Source organism: Kordia sp. (assembly GCF_022447245.1).
In the GTDB taxonomy this organism is placed as follows: domain Bacteria; phylum Bacteroidota; class Bacteroidia; order Flavobacteriales; family Flavobacteriaceae; genus Kordia.
Window position 1 is genome coordinate 20,747 of record NZ_JAKVBC010000041.1, and the last position, 20,114, is coordinate 40,860.

Annotated in this window: 15 protein-coding genes and 3 pseudogenes; 8 read left to right on the top strand and 10 right to left on the bottom strand. The window is 32.4% G+C overall.

Features of this window, described 5'->3' with window-relative positions; all coding sequences use genetic code 11:
- Nucleotides 1-86: 86 nt before the first annotated feature.
- The 7 genes and pseudogenes from MK119_RS20910 to MK119_RS20940 all read left to right on the top strand — a co-directional run bounded on the left by MK119_RS20910 (nucleotide 87) and on the right by MK119_RS20940 (nucleotide 5,677).
- Nucleotides 87-602, top strand: a complete 516-nt coding sequence (locus tag MK119_RS20910) for a sigma-70 family RNA polymerase sigma factor (protein WP_290683023.1) — start codon at nucleotides 87-89, stop codon at nucleotides 600-602.
- A 116-nt stretch (nucleotides 603-718) separates the two neighbouring features.
- Complete coding sequence (locus MK119_RS20915; protein ID WP_290683025.1) at nucleotides 719-1,615, top strand: FecR domain-containing protein; 897 nt, start codon at nucleotides 719-721, stop codon at nucleotides 1,613-1,615.
- Complete coding sequence (locus tag MK119_RS20920; RefSeq protein WP_290683027.1) at nucleotides 1,608-2,930, top strand: TonB-dependent receptor; 1,323 nt, start codon at nucleotides 1,608-1,610, stop codon at nucleotides 2,928-2,930. Before MK119_RS20915 ends, MK119_RS20920 begins: the two co-directional genes overlap by 8 nt.
- 24 nt (nucleotides 2,931-2,954) lie before the next feature.
- Nucleotides 2,955-3,914 (top strand): annotated as a pseudogene (locus MK119_RS20925) (TonB-dependent receptor); the annotation flags it as partial.
- 122 nt (nucleotides 3,915-4,036) lie between these two features.
- Nucleotides 4,037-4,486, top strand: a complete 450-nt coding sequence (locus MK119_RS20930; RefSeq protein WP_290683031.1) for a hypothetical protein — start codon at nucleotides 4,037-4,039, stop codon at nucleotides 4,484-4,486.
- A gap of 99 nt (nucleotides 4,487-4,585) precedes the next feature.
- A complete protein-coding gene (locus MK119_RS20935) occupies nucleotides 4,586-5,293 on the top strand; it encodes a DUF6304 family protein (protein WP_290683033.1) in 708 nt (235 codons plus the stop codon).
- On the top strand, nucleotides 5,294-5,677 hold the full coding sequence (locus MK119_RS20940; protein WP_290683035.1) for a hypothetical protein: 384 nt from the start codon (nucleotides 5,294-5,296) through the stop codon (nucleotides 5,675-5,677).
- 21 nt (nucleotides 5,678-5,698) lie between these two features.
- Here the strand turns inward: MK119_RS20940 and MK119_RS20945 are convergent, their stop codons facing one another.
- The 10 genes and pseudogenes from MK119_RS20945 to MK119_RS20990 all read right to left on the bottom strand — a co-directional run bounded on the left by MK119_RS20945 (nucleotide 5,699) and on the right by MK119_RS20990 (nucleotide 19,780).
- Nucleotides 5,699-8,869 carry a S41 family peptidase gene (locus MK119_RS20945; protein WP_290683037.1) on the bottom strand — a complete coding sequence of 1,057 codons (3,171 nt, stop codon included), beginning with the start codon at nucleotides 8,867-8,869 and terminating at the stop codon, nucleotides 5,699-5,701.
- A gap of 222 nt (nucleotides 8,870-9,091) precedes the next feature.
- Nucleotides 9,092-10,204, bottom strand: coding sequence for a hypothetical protein (locus MK119_RS20950; protein WP_290683039.1), 1,113 nt, complete (start codon nucleotides 10,202-10,204; stop codon nucleotides 9,092-9,094).
- Between the two features lie 186 nt (nucleotides 10,205-10,390).
- Complete coding sequence (gene argS / locus MK119_RS20955; RefSeq protein ID WP_290683041.1) at nucleotides 10,391-12,301, bottom strand: arginine--tRNA ligase; 1,911 nt, start codon at nucleotides 12,299-12,301, stop codon at nucleotides 10,391-10,393.
- A 77-nt stretch (nucleotides 12,302-12,378) separates the two neighbouring features.
- On the bottom strand, nucleotides 12,379-12,792 hold the full coding sequence (locus tag MK119_RS20960; protein WP_290683043.1) for an Rrf2 family transcriptional regulator: 414 nt from the start codon (nucleotides 12,790-12,792) through the stop codon (nucleotides 12,379-12,381).
- A gap of 285 nt (nucleotides 12,793-13,077) precedes the next feature.
- Nucleotides 13,078-14,301 (bottom strand): DUF418 domain-containing protein, encoded by a 1,224-nt coding sequence (locus tag MK119_RS20965; RefSeq protein WP_290683045.1) that lies wholly within the window; start codon nucleotides 14,299-14,301, stop codon nucleotides 13,078-13,080.
- Between the two features lie 76 nt (nucleotides 14,302-14,377).
- The gene (gene ctlX / locus MK119_RS20970; RefSeq protein WP_290683047.1) at nucleotides 14,378-15,313 is read right to left on the bottom strand and encodes a citrulline utilization hydrolase CtlX; all 936 of its coding nucleotides are present in this window, start codon (nucleotides 15,311-15,313) and stop codon (nucleotides 14,378-14,380) included.
- Between the two features lie 111 nt (nucleotides 15,314-15,424).
- Nucleotides 15,425-16,564, bottom strand: coding sequence for a tetratricopeptide repeat protein (locus MK119_RS20975; RefSeq protein ID WP_290683049.1), 1,140 nt, complete (start codon nucleotides 16,562-16,564; stop codon nucleotides 15,425-15,427).
- Nucleotides 16,565-16,894: 330 nt separating this feature from the next.
- Nucleotides 16,895-17,455, bottom strand: coding sequence for a transporter (locus tag MK119_RS20980; RefSeq protein ID WP_290683051.1), 561 nt, complete (start codon nucleotides 17,453-17,455; stop codon nucleotides 16,895-16,897).
- Between the two features lie 41 nt (nucleotides 17,456-17,496).
- Nucleotides 17,497-18,414, bottom strand: a complete 918-nt coding sequence (locus tag MK119_RS20985) for an arginine deiminase family protein (protein WP_290683053.1) — start codon at nucleotides 18,412-18,414, stop codon at nucleotides 17,497-17,499.
- Between the two features lie 79 nt (nucleotides 18,415-18,493).
- A pseudogene (locus tag MK119_RS20990) lies at nucleotides 18,494-19,780 on the bottom strand (citrate synthase).
- Nucleotides 19,781-19,908: 128 nt separating this feature from the next.
- Here MK119_RS20990 and MK119_RS20995 point away from each other — a divergent pair.
- Nucleotides 19,909-20,114 (top strand): annotated as a pseudogene (locus MK119_RS20995) (MOSC domain-containing protein); the annotation flags it as partial.

Below are 20,114 nucleotides of genomic sequence, written 5' to 3' on the forward strand. Positions count from 1 at the left end.
AATTCTGCATTAGAAAATCTATTACAAGACTGAATTACGATGTTCTAATACATAATTTGAACCTAGCAATTATTTAGCCAACAAAAATGCCAAAATCCCTACAAGATAATATATGTAACGAAATGATGTTTTCTAGTTTTTTCAAGAAACATTATCAAAGCTTGTATTCGTATTTGTACTATAAGTTTGGCGATTATTTAAATCCGGAAGATAAAGCTCAAGAAGCATTTAGTAAACTTTGGCAGAACTGTGGAAAGGTAAAACCTGAAAAAGCCAAAAGTTATGTATTTACCATTGGTAATAATATGATGCTAAACGAAGTAAAACATCATAAAGTAGTACTACAACACCAAAAAATTAAGCCGAAATCACATACCAATGAGAGTCCTGAATTTTTAATGCAAGAGCAAGAATATTTACAAAAATTAGAGCGTGCCATTGAAAATTTGACTGAATCAGAACGTACTGCATTTTTAATGAATCGTATAGAAGGAAAACGTCATAAAGAAATTGCTGCTATTTTAGGCATTTCGAGTAAAGCGGTCGAAAAACGTATTTACAGAGCGTTGGGTAAACTGCGTGAAGAGATTAAGGAACTTTGATTTTGGGTTTTGGAAAATGCTAGTGTTAAACGTAAAAATTTGAAAAAAAGTATATTTAATTTAAAAATGGGTGGGAATTTTTGATAGTAAGTTGTTATATAGATAAGTAACGATATATGAGACGAGAAGATTTAATACAAAAATGGTTGGATCATGCGTTAACTCCTGAGGAATTTGAAGCTTTTAAACAGCTTGAAGATTATGAGGAATTGACCAAGATGCAATCTGCTTTACAGTATTTTAAAGCCCCTGAAGTTGATGTAGATGCTGCCTACAATACTGTAACGACTACAAGAAAAGACACATCAAAACCTACTTCATGGTTCAAGCCATTACTAAAAATTGCCGCAATTTTAGTTATCGGATTTGGTACATACCTTTATGCAACATTACCAACGCTAACAACGCACGAAACAATTGCGGCAAATAAGACTTTAGTGAAATTGCCTGATACATCAGAAGTTGCCTTAAACGCAGTTTCAAGTTTGTCATTTGACGAAGATGCTTGGGAAGAAAAGCGTGAAGTAAATTTAGACGGTGAAGCGTATTTTAAAGTAGCCAAAGGCAAGACTTTTAACGTAATCACAGATGATGGAATTGTAACTGTATTAGGAACTGAATTTAATGTAAAACAACGAGACGACTTGTTTGAAGTGTTTTGCTACGAAGGTTCTGTGAAAGTTACATACAATGATACGAGTGTTGTTCTAAAGCCAGGACAACGTTATTTGATACTTGATGGGAAAGAATTCCGCAACGAAGAAGAAAATCGAAAAGAACCTACTTGGATACACAACGAAAGTTCTTTTAAAAGTTTACCTTTACAGGAAGTTATCCAAGAATTTGAACGACAGTATAATGTAACTGTGAAAGCCAACAATATTGACACTTCTCAAATAGTGACAGGAAGTTTTACACATTCCGATATTGATGCAGCTTTACAAGCGATTACGATGCCGTTGAAATTAAAGTATCAAAAGAAACAAAACTCGATTATTCTAAAACGTGATTAAAAAACGCGTACTCACTTTTTTCACTTTTTTTTGCTTCTTTCTTAGTTTTCAATGCATTATTGCTCAAGAAAATCAAGGGAATAAAATTTTACTGTCCAAATTATTACCCGACATTCAAAAACAGTTTGATGTCGTTTTTTCGTATGTAGACAATACGTTAGATACGGTTTTGGTAACTCCTAGAGAAAAAAATGTACCTCTGAAAGATTTACTAGAAGGTTTTGAATCAGAAACGAATTTACGCTTTACCACTATTAACGGACGCTATATTGCCATTACTGTTTTTGTAGATCAAATTCAGGAATTGGACGAAGTATATTTGACCGAGTATATTGCTTCTGGAATTTCTACAAATAGAACTGGACAAATTACCGTAAAACCAAAAAACTTTAGTATTCTTCCTGGCGTAACAGAACCTGATGTTTTACTGACCATTCAAGCATTACCAGGAATTTCTAGTATTAATGAAACCGTTTCTAATATCAATATTCGCGGAGGTACCAACGATCAAAATATCTTGCTTTGGGACGATATTAAAATGTATCAATCTGGACATTTTTTCGGGTTGATTTCTGCATTTAATCCATATTTTTTAAAGAAAGTAACCGTTACAAAAAACGGAACTAGTGCGGAATATGGTGATGGTGTTTCTGGAATGGTTCAAATGGAATTGGATGAACATGTAAACGATTCATTGATCGCTGGTGCTGGAATGAATTTGATTCATGTAGATGGTTTCGCCAAAGTACAGCTCAATAAAAAAATGGAAGTGCAAGTTTCTACACGTCGTGCCATTACTGATTTGATAGAAACGCCAACCTACGCTATTTATTTTGATCGTATTTTTCAAGATACTGACATTACAAATAACAATCAGGAAACCAATAGTACGACCACCACCAATAGAGATTTTTATTTCTATGATATGAGTACAAAGTTCATTTATGATATTTCTAAGACAGACAATCTACAGTTTAGCTTTTTGAATATTTTTAATGACTTAAGTTATACCGAAAATGCGACATTAAACAATATTCCACGATCGGTAAATAGTGGAATTACCCAACGAAATTTGGCTACAGGTTTGACCTATAATCGTGAATGGAATCCTGCGTTTAGTTCGCAAATACAATTGTATACTTCCAATTATAATTTGGAAGCCACCAATTATAACATCACCAATAATCAACGCTTGTTTCAAGAAAACGATTTGGCAGATAGTGCGATTAAATTGCATACAAAATATCGTATCGATGAAAATTTCACCATAGAAGGTGGCTATCAGTTTTCAGAGATTGGAATCACAAATATTTAAGATGTAAGCAATCCACAGTTTCGTAGCGACCGAAAAGATGTGATGCGAAATCACGCCTTGTATTCAGAGGTTCATTATTTCTCGGATAGTTATCGCACGATGTTAACATTTGGTGTTCGCGGAAATCGTTATGGGAAGATTGACAAGTTTCGCTTTGAACCACGTTTGAACTTTAGACAGCAATTTTCTAATTATTTTAGCGTGTTGGTATTGGGAGAATATAAAAGTCAAGCCATTTCACAAGTTATCGATTTACAGAACGATTTTTTAGGTATTGAAAAACGCCGTTGGACTTTGGCAAACGGAACCTCAGTTCCTTTAATTGAAAGTAAGCAAGCTTCTATTGGTGTTCAATACAATAAAAACAACTTATTGATTACTGCCGAAGCTTATATAAAAGATGTAGATGGAATTACTACACGAAGTCAAGGTTTTCAAAATCAGTTTCAATTTGTCAATGCTGTTGGCAGTTATGAAACGTATGGAATTGACTTGTTATTCAATAAAAAATGGCATGATTTCAATACGTGGTTAAGTTACACATTAAGTAAAAACGAATATACGTTTACCTCGCTGAATAATGGAAATCCATTTCCAAACAATATAGATATTACACACAACATTACACTTGGAGCAACTTATACTTGGAACGATTTTGAGTTTTCTTTAGGAAGCTATTATCGTACTGGAAGACCAACAACAAGTATTGGAATGCCATCAGTTGAAAATGGTGTCATCAATTACAATTCGCCAAATGCTTCAACTTTAGAAGACTATTTTAGAACGGATTTTTCTTCTACTTATCGTTTGATACTCTCTAAAAAGAAAAAAATCTATTCCAAAATCGGCGTGTCAGTTTGGAATGTATTCGATCAGCAAAATGTATTGAATGAATATTACAATTTAGACAACGAAGTGGTTTCTCAAATTCAAAATCGCGCACTCGGTATTACGCCTAATTTGAGTTTTCGTTTAGATTTTTAAGTTACGTATAATGCAAACTTAATTCTTTGCTTTAACAGAAAAATAGCTGAGTTTTGTAATTCATGTTAAAAAAATTATAAGCAGTTTTGATCTTTAATTATATTATCATAATTTTAGAATGCATGGAAATAACTATTGGAATTTTAGCCCTTATATTAATCATCGCTATTGTTGCTTTTGAATACCGTCTCTTTTCTAAACCAAAAGAAGAAAAAGTAGTAGTAGAGACTGATCCTTTAGAAGTACAATTTAAAGCAACCCAGAAATTATCAGAAGAAGTTCAACTTGACCTAGAGAATTATATTTTAAAAGCAAACGCTGCAGATAAACTCTTATTTAAAGATATGACATTTGCTAATTATTTGGCTCACATGAAGGAAACTCACAATGAAAATTTGTCTGATAGTTTGTATGAAAGATTGAGTGACTTAGAATTAACGAAGAGTAATACAGTCTTTATTATTAAAAGTCTTGAATTCCAGTTTTCTGCTTTACTCCAAATGAAAACTAAAATGCAATTGTTAAACCTGGTCTATTCAAAAAAATTAGTGCTTACGGAAAGTTCAAATTGAGTTTTTTTTGTGGTTTTTAGGTGAAGTGTTTTTTATCTTATGAAATATTGAGATGATTGAATTTGTTATTAAATTTATAAAAAATGTTCATCTGTAAAAATGAAATATAATACTATATATGAAGATACTTTTGGAACAATAAAAGGTAGTATTGAAAATAATTTCTCAGAAGATTTTGACCTCTCAAAAAATTATACAATTGAATTAAATTTAGAAGGCATTTTATTTAATGGAGCTACATTCGATGGGTTGGAATTACAAAATGAAGATTACTATACTAAAGAACAATTGCATAGATATTCTTTTTATAACTACGAAGTATTTGGCACTAAACAAATTATTAAAGAACTCACTAATTGTAAATTTCAATTTATACTACAATTAAAAATAGTAGATAAAAAATCGTTTCAAATACATAAAGTAAATGGAAACTTAACTGTACTGTTAGGAAATTTTAGTCCTGAAGAATATTCTGTTTTTCAATATGATTACTCCCTCAATGAAATAGATCATTCAATAATGGGAGATTCATTTGAAAACCTATTTGACAAGTTAAAAGAAAAAATTAAAGAAACTCATTTTATAAAAAATTGTTATGGATGTAATTATTCTGACTATAGTCCATACGGAAGTGATCATTTTGGAGACATGCTATGCTTTAAAAACTCCAAGGATAAATATCTAAAAATCAAAAACAAAGAAAGTTATTTTCGACTTCTAGGCAATCAAAATCCTATATATGTTCAAGAAACACATCTCTGTGATGAATTTGAATTTAGGAAAGAAAATATTGGATATAGAGGGTAAATGAACAAACTCAGAACAAGCTGGTCAAAGAAAAACCCACCTTTTGGTGCTTTTGATGATTATATTATTATAGAAGCCATTGATAGCAATGGGCGAATTTTAATTCGTCCAGAAGAATTCGATTTTTTAGCTTCGAAATTGTTAGACAATTGGAACAAAGACAAATCAAGATACATCCAAATACTCAAGGAATGGAATGAAGTTATCAGATTTTACGATGTTCTAGAAACACCTTCTGTCCTACTCGATGTTTCCGATACCATTGATGCAATGCAATTGATACACGAAGTTGAAAGTATGGAATTTGGTAAACTAGTACAAACCGACATACAACTCATTGTTGACTATTTAATAAAAAATCAACTTCACACCATAAAAATCTAGAAAGAATAAATTCAGGTTTCTTTATTTTTTCAACTCTTTCAGAATAACCTCTATCGCTTTATCTAATTGTGGGCTTTCTCCATCTAAACGTTCTTTAAAACCTTTTTTAACATATATATCTGGCGAAACTCCATGTATTTCTAAATCTCTACCATCCAAGGTATAACAACCCCAACTAGGAATTCGGTATGAAGAACCATCAACTAAAGACTTACTTGTTGTAAAAATAATCCATCTATAAGTTTCTGTTCCTATGATTGTTCCCAATTTTAATTCTTTAAAGCCTGCAGCCGTCATTTCAGCATCCGATAACGATTGTTCATTTATTAATAAAACAATGGGTTTGTTTGCATAATTAAAGTTTGATTGACTTGTCAATTTCCCTTCGCGATACTTCCAATTTAGATATTGTTTTTGACGTAAGAAATTCAATACCGCATCATGAACATTTCCTCCAGTATTAAAGCGTAAATCTAAAATTAGTCCTTCCTTATACGCTTCTTCACTCATCAAATCATAGTAAAATTTAGTAAGTTCTGTTTGCGACATATCTTTCATGTGAACATAGGCAATCTTATTATTTGACTTTGCATCAACATATGCTTGATTTTGATCTTGCCATTCATCATAAATTAAATCTTTGAGATTCCAATACGAAATTGCATGTACATTTACTTGAAACTCTATATTATTTCTACTGAATGTCAGGCTAATTTCAGCGTTAAATTTTGGGTTAGCGAAATACTGTTCTCTATTCAGTTTTTCATCTACTCTTTTACCATTTACCGCTACTAGCCTATCGCCTTTTTTAAGATCTTTTCCTTTTACATCTGTCGGACCTTCAGAAACGATTCGTTCTATCATAAACGGATCATTTTCATTAAAAATAATTCCTGTTTCTGATGTACTAGTTCCATGATATATTTGTTCCTCTTTTCCAGAAGAATAAAATCCAAAGTGAGACGTATTTAGTTCGCCAAGCATGTCATTAAAAATCAATCGTAGGTTTGCTCTGCTAGATACATACGGTAAAAATTTTGCATAAGCATCTCTTAATTTTTCCCAGTTTTCGCCATGAAAATTTTCATCATAAAAATTCTCTTCCATTCCAGCCCAAGCTTCATAATACATTTGATCAAATTCTTTAGCTAATGATTTATTGAACCGATGATTTATGGTAATTGGCTTTAACTTATTCGCCTTTACATCTACTGTTTGGATAGTTCCTCCAGATAAGAGATAATGTTTTTTCCCAGAAGTAACAAACTGATAGCCATACATAGGCGTATCGCTTAATTTTACTGTTTTATTTTTTTCAAAAGGTTCTAGCGTTGTTTTCCACAATTTATATGTTCCTTCATCGTGATTTGATATGTATAAAATATGGATTTTAGCTCCATCTTTCACAACTGTGATATTGCTTTGATTACCAAATCTAGGACTTATCCTTGTCAAACGATCCATCAATCCTTTTTCATTAATGGACACTGTAACTTTTTCTTTTTTCTTAGTTGTTGCTTTCTTTTTATCGTCTTCTTTGTCCTTCGTATCTTTATTTTCCTCCTCGTTAAAAAGTTCGTTTATTTTATCAATTTTAAACGGCTTTTCATAGGCATCTAAAGCCATTTGATATATTTTAGATTTACCACTTCCTCCACTTGGAAAATTTGGTTTTATTCTTTCTGAAGAAGAATAAATATATTTACCATTCGGAGACCAAATAGGCCCAGTTTCTGAAACTTTAGTTTTGGTAAGGTTGATCGCTTTTTTAGAAGCTATATCGTAAGCAAAAATATCTGTTTCAAAATCTCTATACGCATTGTACACAATATATTTATCATCAGGAGAAAAGTAAGGATTTGAATTATAAAAGCCCCATAATTCGTCTGTTACCACCAATTCACTTTTAAAGGTTTTAAGGTCAATGATATAAATTTCATTTCTTCCACTTAAATATACACCTTTGGTTTTATCAGTGTTCAACGTAATTTGCCTCTTATTAGAAGGACTTTTTGTGAGTTGTTTCGTTTTAAACTTTCCGTTTGCGCTCGTCACGAACCAATTGTAGTATCCTTTCGCTGAGCGAGAAAATAGTAAAGAATTATTGTCCTTTAACCATTTTACTTCCTTTACGGCTTCCAATGGATTGGTCACGACTTCTTTTACAAATTTTCCTTTTACATCAGATACAAATAGTTTCCCTCTAGATACAAAAGCCATCTTTTTTCCATCAGGGGAAACATCAAAATATGAAATTGCTTTTTTGATATCGTATGACTGTTCTTTTTCTATGGTTGAATTGGTATTGATATTAATGTCTAGCTTTTTCGTAGTTTTTTTAACAACATCATAGATGAACAATTGATAATCTTTTCTAAACACTATTTTTTCACCATTTGCACTTACTTTAGGCCACATAATTGAGGTAGAAAAATTAGTCAATCGCTCTGGAGTACCATTTTCTAGTTTATATAAATTGTATTCTCCATTATCTCTGTCTGATAGAAAATATACATTTCCTAATTTATCAATGGTTGCTGCAAAATCTTTTCCTTTGTATGTTGTATACTGCGTATATTTTTTGGTCTTTTCGTCATACGATTTTATATCAGGGTTGTAATCACCTTTGTATCTTTTTCTATGCGCAAAACGTGAACTTTCCCATGATTCATTAAAATATATTTCCTTTTTTTTTGGATGTTGCACTACATTATGAACCGTATTAAAGTAATGCTCAAATGTTCTTTTAGGTGTTTCGCCATCAATGGAAATTGTATAATTAGTGATGGAATTATATCTAGCTGACTCAAAGTTGATGGTTTTACTATCCCAATTCCATGAAGATACCCTATCATTACTTTGGTGAAAAGTTAGCTGTGTAATTCTGCCTCCTTTTAACGGCATTATATAGACATCATTGTTTCCGTATTGATTGCTTGAAAACGCCAACCATTTTCCATCTGGAGAAACACTAGGATGGTTTTCTATACCTTGCATTGCCGTTATTCGACTTGCTTCTCCTCCATTAGAAGCAACTTTCCATAAATCTCCTTCATAACTAAATATTACATACTTAGCATCAGGAGTCAGAGTAGGTTTTAATGTAAAATAAGCATCATCACTACTTTTTTGTTGTCCGTGAACAAGAGACACTATCACAAATGTGAAGAGAAGAATTATTTTTTTAATCATAATTAAAAAGTATACGTTTTTGATTGAAATGAAATTTTGACTACGATTAGTAACACTATAAAAAGTTGTTTATTAAAGACATACCCAAAGACAACGAAGATATAAATTAAAACACAAAAAAAGTGATACTGTTAAGCATATAACATAATCTTTTTAGAGATAAATTTTATCTTTTGCATGCTTTACTAAGAAAACTTTCATAAATACGAATGCATAAAATATTTACTTCGTTTGTATTTTAAATGTTTTTAGAAATTCATCAAAGCGTTTGACATTGCCTTCATAAGTATCTGGCGTTGCATTGAACATAACTAAGCCGTAATGCGTTTTGGTTTCAAAGGTCATTTTTTTCGCATGATACAATCGCATCGTACCTTTAGGCATGTATTGAAGTCGCATACTTTTGCCATTGATCTCTCCTATATTTTGAAGCTCTTCCTTTAAAAGTAATGTCATACGACCATCGTCTTCTCCCATTTTTCCTTGCGGTAAAATTTCTTTATTAAATGCTTCTAATGAATCAAACTCGGTTTTTTCTGTCATTCGGATTACAACAGCATTTTTGACATTATTGACATCTGGAAAACTTGCTGACCACAACATTGGATCATTAGAATTTACAACATTCAAATAATCGGGAACGACAAAAGAAACATTAGCTTCTACAACATCAACTACTAAATCTTCATTGTCTTTGTTTAGTACGCGCCTTCTTAGAAAGTCTATATCAATATTGGCAGGAAAGATGGCTACAGATTCGGTAAGTGCTTTGATATATGCTGTTTTTTCAGCTTCATTTTCAGACTTAAATAAAGGAAAACTAATTGTTGCCATTTTATCATTTACAATAAAACACAAAATATTCATACGTTTTAAATAGTCTTCATCCGTATTCACTTTATCAAGTGGAATATCCATAGAAAATAGATAAAATAATTTTCCATCTTTATTGGAGAAAAATTCTTCTTTCACTGTCATTTTCTGTTCGCTGAATTCTTCAAAATACTTTAATTCTACATCTTTATATGCTTGCAAAACCCTCTTCTCTTCTTCTATTCCTTTGGTATTATTATAAATAGAAGTATCATAATCAGTCTCTATGAGTGTTATAAGGTGATCTTGAATTTTGAATGCTCCATTGTCCATGTATTCTACATTTTCACCTAAAAATTTCATCGTATAAAAGTATTGGTCATTTATATAATGAAATCCATCAGAGCCTTTCATAAAGTAGACATCTTGTGCTGGTTGCAAAGAAGCTTGCGAGTCATTTTGAGAAAATCCATATACACTTAAACTAGCGCAAATAAGAAAACAGAGTAGATATTTTTTCATATAATCGGTATGTTAATGACTTTCAATATACTAAAATTATTTGCGATATTCTTTAAATTAAGAAGAGGAGAACATCTTACATTCTCAAAAAGTCTACAAAAAAAAATTCCACTCAATCTTAAATAAGAAAAAGTGGAATCAGAATATGAAATACTGAATTGAATTCAGCTTAATTTTTATGATACTTTACATACGTTCAGGTACCTGAATGCCTAGCAATCCGAACGCAGCTTTGATAGTGTCTCCAACTTTTTTAGAAAGTTGTACTCTGAATATTTTCTTAGCTTCGTTTTCTTCTCCTAGAATGTAAATATTTTGGAAGAATGAATTGTACAATTTCACCAAATCATACGTGTAATTTGCAATAACCGCAGGACTTTGATTGCTAGCAGCTAATTGTACTGCTGCAGGATATCCTTGTAGTTGCTTTACAATTTCTTTTTCACGAATATCCATATCAATTCCGCCAATTTCAGCTGAATAGTCAAAATCTGCTTTACGCAAGATAGATTGAATACGCGCATAGGTATATTGAATGAATGGTCCTGTATTTCCTGCGAAATCAATAGATTCTTTTGGATTGAAAAGAATACGCTTTTTAGGATCTACTTTTAGAATAAAATATTTTAATGCACCCATTCCGATCACTTTGTATAGCGCTTCTTTTTCCTCATCCGTATATCCTTCCAATTTTCCTAATTCTTGTGAAATTTCTTTGGCAGTTTTTGCCATTTCTACCATTAAATCATCTGCATCTACAACTGTTCCTTCACGACTTTTCATTTTCCCTTCTGGTAAATCTACCATTCCATAAGACAAGTGACTTAGGTTTTTAGACCAATTGAATCCTAGTTTTTTCAAGATTAAGAATAATACCTTAAAATGATGGTCTTGCTCATTTCCAACCGTATAAATCATACCGCCAATATCTGGATAATCCTTTACACGCTGAATTGCTGTTCCAATATCTTGTGTCATGTATACTGCCGTTCCATCAGAACGCAATACAATTTTTTCGCTTAAGCCATCATCTGTCAAATCACACCAAACAGAACCATCTTCTTTTGTATAAAAAACGCCACTTTCTAAGCCTTCTTTTACAAAGTCTTTTCCTAAGAGATAGGTGTCACTTTCATAATACAACGCATCAAAGTCAACCCCTAAGTTAATATATGTAACTGCAAAACCGTCATATACCCATTGGTTCATTTGCTTCCACAACGCTACTGTTTCTTCATCTCCCGCTTCCCATTTTCGTAGCATTTCCTGCGCATCAGCACCAATAGCACTTATTTTTGCGAAATATTCATTTTTGAATGATTTCTTGAATGCTTTTATGATTTCTTCTGAAAGGTCTTCTCCGTTTTCATATTTTTCTGAAAACTTCTCTTCCAACATTTTTTGCGTTTCAGGCTTCTTAGCAAATTCATCAACCTTATCAACACCTTCCGTAGTTTTTATCCATTCAGAGAACTCCATTTGAAATACTTTTTCAAATTCTACATAATAGTTTCCTACTAATTTATCTCCTTTTAAGCCTGTAGATTCAGGTGTTTCACCGTTTCCAAAAAGCTTCCAAGCCAACATCGATTTACAGATGTGAATTCCACGATCGTTGATGATTTGTGTTTTGTAGACTTTTTTTCCAGCAGCTTTAATAATTTCGGCAACACTATATCCTAATAAATTGTTACGGATATGTCCTAAGTGCAATGGTTTGTTTGTGTTTGGTGAAGAATATTCAACCATCACAGCACTGTCACCTTCAGTTGGTGTCACATGTCCGAATGTATCATTTTTAGTAATATTCGCGAAGAAGTTTAAATAGTACGAATCGTCAACAACAAGATTTAAAAAACCTTTTACCACATTGAACCTACTGATTTCTGCTACATTCGCTACCAAGTATTGTCCTAGCTCTTCACCAAGTTGTGCAGGATTCATTTTTTTTACCCGTAGCATTGGAAATACCACTACTGTGATATCACCTTCAAAATCTTTTCTTGTCGCTTGAAATTCTACATTTTCTAATGCAGCGCTGTACAAGTTTTCAAATGCTTCTTTGACTTTTTCCGTTAATACTTCTTGAATATTCATGATCTCAAAAAATTTAAGATGCAAAGATATCAATTATTAACAATGAACAACGAAAAGTTGATGCAGATAATTAAGATTTATAAGCTCGTAAGATCTTCTAGGGTTTTATTGTCTAATACAGCTAGCATATTATCACGTACTTCTAACATTAAGTGATGTAATCCGCATGTTGTTTCATCAATACAGTCATCACATTTTTCGTAGAAATTTAAACTCACACATGGCAACATGGCAATTGGACCTTCTAAAATTCGGATTAACGAAGCTACTTTTATTTCGCCAGGTGTTTTAATAAGATAATAACCGCCACCTTTACCTTTTTTTGAACCTAATAAACCATTGTTCTTTAATTGTAAAAGGATAGCTTCTAAGAATTTTTTAGAGATATTTTCTTCTGTAGCAATTTCAGATATTAATACAGGAGCATCATCACCTTTTCTGGCGATGTATGTTAATGCTTTTAGCCCGTATTTTGTTTTTTTAGATAGCATGATACTATTATTCTAATGTAAGGGAACTTGTTTCGAGGCATTCCAATCTAGTGCATAAAAGTAATTGGTTGTTTGTTAAAAACAAAAGTATTCATTAATTATCTACCATTTTTATGGAGATATTGCCAATTTCCAACGTGTTTTTTACTTTTTTAAACCTTTTTTGCCATTTTTTATAGTATGGTTTACAGTTGCATTTAGATGCTTCTTTAGTATTAAATTTACTTAAATTATACTATTTTTTTATTGATTTACTAGAAATTTCCACCAATATTGATGATGACCTTATGGTGTTACTTTCTTTCTTATTGGAAGCACTTTTTTATATGTCAAGCAACGCCAAATCCATTCTAATGGTCCAAATTTGAAGTAGGTTAACCAGAGTTTACTAAGGAATATTTGTGTAATAAATACAAGTATTGCTGTGGCTAATGTTTCTGATGGACTCAAGGTTTCATACCATCCAAATCCGATAGAAGAAAATAGTATCAACCCAATAAAGCTTTGCATGATATAGTTTGTCAAAGCCATTCTTCCTGCATATCTTAACGGTTTTAATATTTTTCTCCAAGAAGTGTTGTACCAAAGCCAACCAATAATCCATAAATAGAATAAGCCCATAAAGGTATCAGAAAGCACCATTATTTTGATGAAAATTTCTCGGTATTTAGCAACTCTAAAAATATCTTGATTTACTAATACATATAAAAATAATACTCTGTAAATGTTTGTGACCAATGCAATGATTAGCATTGGTTTTTTGATTTTTTGGATAAATTTATCTAGAGAATTGTAGATTTTATTTTTCCCTAAATACAATCCTAAAAGAAACATTGATATTGCCACAGGTGCAAGGAAACCGACTAACATAGGAACATTAGCTAAATATTCTGAAACTCGAAGTTTCATACCTTCAAGATAAGTTCCGTTTTTTATGATTTGATTGACTGTTTCACCTGTATGTCCAGCTAAATAGATTTCTGGTTTATAATTTATCAATTCAAAAATATATCCTAAGATTTGATCATAAAATGGAAAGAATAGAAAAACAGCTGACAATGTTAGTATTAACTTGTTGGAACGTTTGATCATTAATGTGGTAAACAATCCCAGAATTGCATATAAGTTTAACACATCGCCCGACCATAAAAATAGTATATGAAAAACACCAATTAAGAACAAAATAAACATTCTTCGTGCAAAGAATACAAAGGATAGTTGCTGCTTTTCAAACATTTTCAACGCTTGCATCGAAATTCCCAATCCAAAAAGTAAGGAGAAAATTGGGAAGAATTTGGTGTAGAAAAATAGTTTTAAAATATCTTCTGCGCCTTTATCGATGGTAGCTGTCCATTGCAATGCAAATTCATCCTGATTTAAGAAGGTAGAATTCATAATCACAATATTCACCACAAAAATTCCAAGAATGGCAAATCCACGATATACATCTAAAAGTTCAATTCGTGTTTTCTGATTGGTAGGCTGAGACTTCAATGATTCGTTTTTCATTTTGGTGTATAAAAAAAGTACATTTCGACGATGCTCAATGTACTTTGGTATGTTTTCACTTTTTATGTGAGATATACTATTTCTTCGGCAAGAAAACCTCAGCCATCATACAACGAGCACTTCCGCCGCCACAGGCTTCAATAGTATCTAACGAACTAGATACTATTTTGCAATGTTTTTCTATAGCCTCAATTTGAGTTTTTGTTAGCGACTGATGTGCTGCTGCGCTCATGATTAAGAAAGGTTCATCATTTGCTCCTTTTACTTGCAGCATGTTTCCAGCAAAGTTGTTTACTTGTGCTTCTGTGATAGCAATGATTTCTTTTCCATCTTCTTTAAGATGTTTTTTTACGTTTTCACGTTCTTTTTTATCATCAATACATTCTAGGCAAATTACTGAGAAGGTTTCTGCCAGACACATCATTACATTGGTATGATAGATTGCTTTTCGCTCGCCATTTACTGATTGATTTGCAGTAAATATTACTGGTGAATATTCAAAGTCTTCACAAAACTCAATGAAGAGTTCTTCATCTGCTCTTGGTGACAACGCACAGTAGGCTTTTCTGCTCACTCTATCCAACAATAAACTTCCTGTTCCTTCTAAGAAAATTTCTTCATCTTCCGCAGATGTATAATCTACAATGTTTTCTATGTGATAACCTGCCTTTTCAAGTTCAATCAATACATCTTCTCTACGTTCTTGACGTCGATTTTCGGCATACATTGGATACAATCCTACATTTCCATTTTCGTGAAATGAAATCCAGTTGTTTGGAAAGATTGAATCTGGCGTATCAGGTTCTTTTGTATCTTGAATTACAACGACATTGACACCAATAGCTCTTAGTTTTTCTACATAGTCATCAAACTCTTGTGCTGCTTTGGCTTGTACCGTTTCTGGTAATAAATCTTCTAATACTTTTTGATAGTAGTTATTTACGGCGGTTTGTTCGTTCATTCGAAACGCAACCGGCCGTACCATTAGAATTGTATTGGTAATTTGTTGCATTATGTATAGCTAACTTTTGTTGTTGTTTTTAATGTTGTAAAATTACATAAAAACTGAGATAACAAATACTAGTTATACCTTTTTTATATTGATTTTTTAAGAGGTACTGTACTACTGTTTTTTTACTTTGGTAGAACTAGCACTTGGCTTTACTTTTCCTTCTAAAACTACAAGCACCGTTTTCTTTAAGTCCACATAATTAAAGTCCTTTTCAAATCCATATTTAAACGTTGAATGTGTTCCGTCTTTGTCCATTCCAAGGATATATTTAGGGCCGCCCATTTCTATGGAAATTGGAGAGTTTTCGGTTTGAATGGTAAACTCACTGTTTCCATCTTTGCCTGTTACATAAAAAACATGTTTGTAATAAAGTTCTCCTTCTTTTTCAGCAAATCTTTCATAGGCTAATATTCGCTTGTCCTTCCATACAAATTGATCAAAACAAAACATATTTTTTAGCACGCCTTTTAAGACTCCTTGTTCATAAGCTTTGTATAGTTTTTCAACATAAGGTTTTGCTTTGTCATATTCTTTTTTTGCGTAAAAAACTTGAATGAGTTTTGTGTAGGATTGAAAGTCCTCTGGAGCTAAGGTCACAAGTTCCGTGAGTGCTTTTTCAGAAGCTTCATAATTTTCATTTAAATATTCGTAAAGTCCTATGTTGTATAATGCTGTAATGTACGAACTCGATTCTTTTGATACTTTTTCTTTTGAGATGTAAAATGCTTTTAATGCTTTTTCAGACTTTCCAAGTTCTGCATAAATTTGAGGAATCATAGCATACGGTCTGTCTAGGTGATTTTCTTTTTCTGTAGCTGCAGTATACGCGCTTAAAGCCAACTCATATTTTCCTGTATTTAGATATGAATCTCCAAGTCCGCTGTGGTAATTAGCATTGGCATCGTCTAGTTTAATTGCCGTTTTGAATGCCTCGATTGCTTTTGGGTATTGCTCCATGTAGTTTAACGACATTGCTTTGATGTAATACGCATCTGGATCTGAATTGTCTTTACCTATTGACATATCCATTAATTTAATTACATTTTGATCGTCAGATTTCATGTAGTACGCCATACCAACATAGTAAATAGCCTTTGCTGGATATTCGTTTATTTTTGCAGCGTGCTCTGCGATAATTGCATCGTATTGTCTTTGCTGATATGCATTTTGAAGTTCAGTTGTAATGGCATCTTGAGCAAAAACCGAGAAGCTTAAGAAGCAAATAATAAGGAATAATACTTGTTTTTTCATTGTGTTAGGACATATCGTTGTAAAAACTAGAGCTAAGACAATTCAAAAGAAGATCAAAATTTAGATAAAGACTTGTTATTAAAGTTGATACGTAAGTCCTGCACGATATGCAAAACCTTGAAATACATTTCTTCCTGAAATGGTGTACGAAGGCGCTATATAAATTCCTGATTTTTTTGATATTGGAAAGTGATATGTTCCTCCTACTTTGTGATAGCTAACACCAAATTCTTTGAAATTCTGTGGTCTTGGCGTACTGCGATAGTCAATACCTCCAAACGCATGTTGAAAGTCATACCAAAAATCAAAGTAACTTTTGTCACTTGCTTTTCATATTTTGAATGTAAATGGAAAGCTGTTAGGTACTTCTTCAAACTTAAAGGAAAAACCACTTTGTATGTTTGCAAACCAGCCTGATTGTTTTTGATAATGAAGTAAAGTTCGTGTATCTAGAATTTTTGCTTGTTGCCCTAAATCATTGAGTCCTCCTGAACGATAATCACTTACATTTGTTGAAAATCCTGCTGCGAATGATAGTTCTAGTTTTCCAGTTTCGTAGGATATTTGTGTAACTCGATATTTTACAAAAATTTGTGCATCTTGAAGTCCGTTTTGATGATTGCTTGACAGATATGGTAATGAAGCTTGTACATTCAATCTATCACTGATTCCATAGACTCCAAATATAGAAATGCTGTAAAGATTTCTACTTAAATCACTTTTTTCTCTTCCGATAAAATAGTTTTTTGAATCTTCAAAACCTGCTCCAAGTACGAGTGTTGCTATTCCTTTTTTATTGTAAAATCCACTAATAGAACCTTGTGCTATTCCGTGATAAGAACAGCTTAAAATACTTGTAAAAGTAACGATTCGCATACAATGTTTCCACATATAGACTAATTTTTGGAGTTAGTCCACAAAAAAAAGAAACCTTACTTCTCTCTTATGAGCGGCATTGTGCTACAACGTAATAAACCTTCTTGTTTTGCAATTTCTGCGTACGGAACTTTTTCTACTGTAAATCCTTTTGATTCCAACCACTCATTTAAACGTGTAAAGTTTTGTTCTGAGATGATTACTTCTGGTGAAATAGAAAATACATTACTATTCATGTTGTACATTTCATCTTTTGTAATTTCAAAGATGTTTTCTTTTCCAAAGAAATTAACCAACCAATTGTATTCTTCTTCCACTAAGAAACCATTTTTATGCAGGATTGCTTTATCTTTTCCTATAGGTTGAAAACAACAATCTAAATGCAATGCATTTTCTTTTGGTTCTGTATTGGATTTGCGAAGTTCGAATGATTTTACTGTTTTGTTCGGGAATAATTCTTGTAACACAATAACGGCATCTGTATTGGTGCGTGCCGTAATGTAATCTGGATAATCTTCTCCCGAATAAGTCCCTACAAAAATATAATCACCCCAAGGCATAACATCACCACCTTCAACATGTACTTCTTCTGGCAATGTGATGACATTTTCTGGATTAATTTGATTAATTACATGCTGAATCGCATCTATTTCTCGGTCACGATCTGGTAATACATTTGACTTGACGAATTTGTCTTCTATTACAAAAGCAATATCTCTTGAAAATATTTGATTATAATCTTCAATGACTTTTGGTCTAAATACTTTTACATCGTATTTTTCAAAGACAGCAGCGACAGCTTCCATTTCAGGAACCATATCTTTTTCCAAAGGATACGTTCCTGCAAGTACGTGTTGTTTTGATTTTGGATCGTAACAATCTTCTGCTTCTGGTGTAGACCCACAGCTTTCAGCAGTTCCTAAGACAACTACTTTTAGTTTAGAAGTTTCGTCGTTTACGTATAATTCTAACATGTAATTCGGGGGTGTTGTATGTATAGTAAAAAAGCTTCACAGTTTTTGAACCTATGAAGCTTAGTGGTGTGTTTTTCTGTTATCTTTCTGAGATTTCTTTAAAACCTCTATAGTTTTCTCCAATGTATATTTGACGTGGACGTCCAATTGGTTCTTTGCGTAAGCGCATTTCTCTCCATTGAGCAAACCATCCAGGTAAACGTCCTAAAGCAAACATTACCGTAAACATTTCTGTTGGAATTCCCATAGCTCTGTAAATAATTCCTGAGTAGAAATCTACATTTGGATATAATTTTCTATCTACAAAATATGGATCTATCAATGCTTCTTGCTCTAATCCTTTAGCGATATCTAAGATAGGATCTTCTACTCCTAAGTCTCCTAATACCTCATCAGCAGCTTTCTTAATGATAGTTGCTCTTGGATCAAAGTTTTTATATACTCTGTGTCCGAATCCCATTAAACGGAAAGGATCATTTTTATCTTTTGCTTTTGCCATGTATTTTTTCGTGTCTCCACCATCTTGACGAATAGCTTCTAACATTTCTAATACAGCTTGGTTTGCTCCTCCGTGTAATGGTCCCCAAAGTGCAGAGATTCCAGCAGCTAATGATGCAAATAATCCTGCGTGTGATGAACCTACAATACGTACTGTAGATGTAGAACAGTTTTGCTCATGATCTGCATGTAATATTAATAGTTTGTTTAATGCATTTGAAATTACTGGATCAACTTTATATTCTTCAGTTGGCATACCCCAAGTCATGTGCATAAAGTTTTCAATATAACCTAAATCATTTTTAGGGTACATAAATGGATGTCTCACAGTATTTTTGTACACCATAGCAGCCAATGTAGGTAACTTAGCGATCAATCTGTGGATTGTTAATTTAAATGCCTCTTCGTCTCTATTAGGATTTTGAGATTCAGGATAAAAAGTTGACATTGAACAAATCATAGACGCCAAAACACCCATTGGATGAGCCTTTGCGGGATATGCTTCAAAAAACCTTTTCATATCCTCATGCACCAAAGTGTGGTGATTGATTTCTTCTTTAAAAGCTTTAAATTGCGCCGTAGTCGGTAACTCACCATTTAATATTAAATATGATACCTCCTAAAAAGAGGCTTTATCTGCTAATTGCTCTATTGGGTAACCTCTATATCTTAAAACACCCTCTTCTCCATTTAAAAACGTAATAGCACTTGTACAAGAACCGGTATTTTTAAAACCTCTATCAATGGTTACGTAACCCGTTTGAGCCCTTAACTTTGAGATATCAATTCCCTTTTCATTTTCAGTACCTTCAATAACTGGTAATTCAATCGTTTTACCTTCTAATTCTAATTTTGCTATTTCACTCATGCTCTAATCTGTATTTTAATTGGTTAATTAACCCGATAAATATAACATGAAAAACTCTATTTTTTATATATTTATCACATTATTTTAAGAAAAAAAATAATCAAAATACGTTCAATATAAAACTGCATATGGAGATAGTTTCAGTTAACATTGGTGATAAACAAGAAGTTGAATGGAAAAACAAACTAATTGAGACTGGTATCTTTAAATCATCAACACAGCAAATAACATTAGGTTCTGAAGTTGTTCTAAATGACAATGTGATTGACAGAAAATATCATGGTGGGATTGATAAAGCCTGTTATGTCTATTCTGAAGATCACTATTCTTTTTG

Excerpts from the sequence above, each read along its gene's own strand:
- MK119_RS20910 (WP_290683023.1), top strand. The coding sequence starts at position 87 with ATGCCAAAATCCCTACAAGATAATATATGTAACGAAATGATGTTTTCT.
- MK119_RS20915 (WP_290683025.1), top strand. The coding sequence starts at position 719 with ATGAGACGAGAAGATTTAATACAAAAATGGTTGGATCATGCGTTAACT.
- MK119_RS20930 (WP_290683031.1), top strand. The coding sequence starts at position 4,037 with ATGGAAATAACTATTGGAATTTTAGCCCTTATATTAATCATCGCTATT.
- MK119_RS20935 (WP_290683033.1), top strand. The coding sequence starts at position 4,586 with ATGAAATATAATACTATATATGAAGATACTTTTGGAACAATAAAAGGT.
- MK119_RS20940 (WP_290683035.1), top strand. The coding sequence starts at position 5,294 with ATGAACAAACTCAGAACAAGCTGGTCAAAGAAAAACCCACCTTTTGGT.
- MK119_RS20945 (WP_290683037.1), bottom strand. The coding sequence starts at position 8,869 with ATGATTAAAAAAATAATTCTTCTCTTCACATTTGTGATAGTGTCTCTT.
- MK119_RS20950 (WP_290683039.1), bottom strand. The coding sequence starts at position 10,204 with ATGAAAAAATATCTACTCTGTTTTCTTATTTGCGCTAGTTTAAGTGTA.
- argS (WP_290683041.1), bottom strand. The coding sequence starts at position 12,301 with ATGAATATTCAAGAAGTATTAACGGAAAAAGTCAAAGAAGCATTTGAA.
- MK119_RS20960 (WP_290683043.1), bottom strand. The coding sequence starts at position 12,792 with ATGCTATCTAAAAAAACAAAATACGGGCTAAAAGCATTAACATACATC.
- MK119_RS20965 (WP_290683045.1), bottom strand. The coding sequence starts at position 14,301 with ATGAAAAACGAATCATTGAAGTCTCAGCCTACCAATCAGAAAACACGA.
- ctlX (WP_290683047.1), bottom strand. The coding sequence starts at position 15,313 with ATGCAACAAATTACCAATACAATTCTAATGGTACGGCCGGTTGCGTTT.
- MK119_RS20975 (WP_290683049.1), bottom strand. The coding sequence starts at position 16,564 with ATGAAAAAACAAGTATTATTCCTTATTATTTGCTTCTTAAGCTTCTCG.
- MK119_RS20980 (WP_290683051.1), bottom strand. The coding sequence starts at position 17,455 with ATGTGGAAACATTGTATGCGAATCGTTACTTTTACAAGTATTTTAAGC.
- MK119_RS20985 (WP_290683053.1), bottom strand. The coding sequence starts at position 18,414 with ATGTTAGAATTATACGTAAACGACGAAACTTCTAAACTAAAAGTAGTT.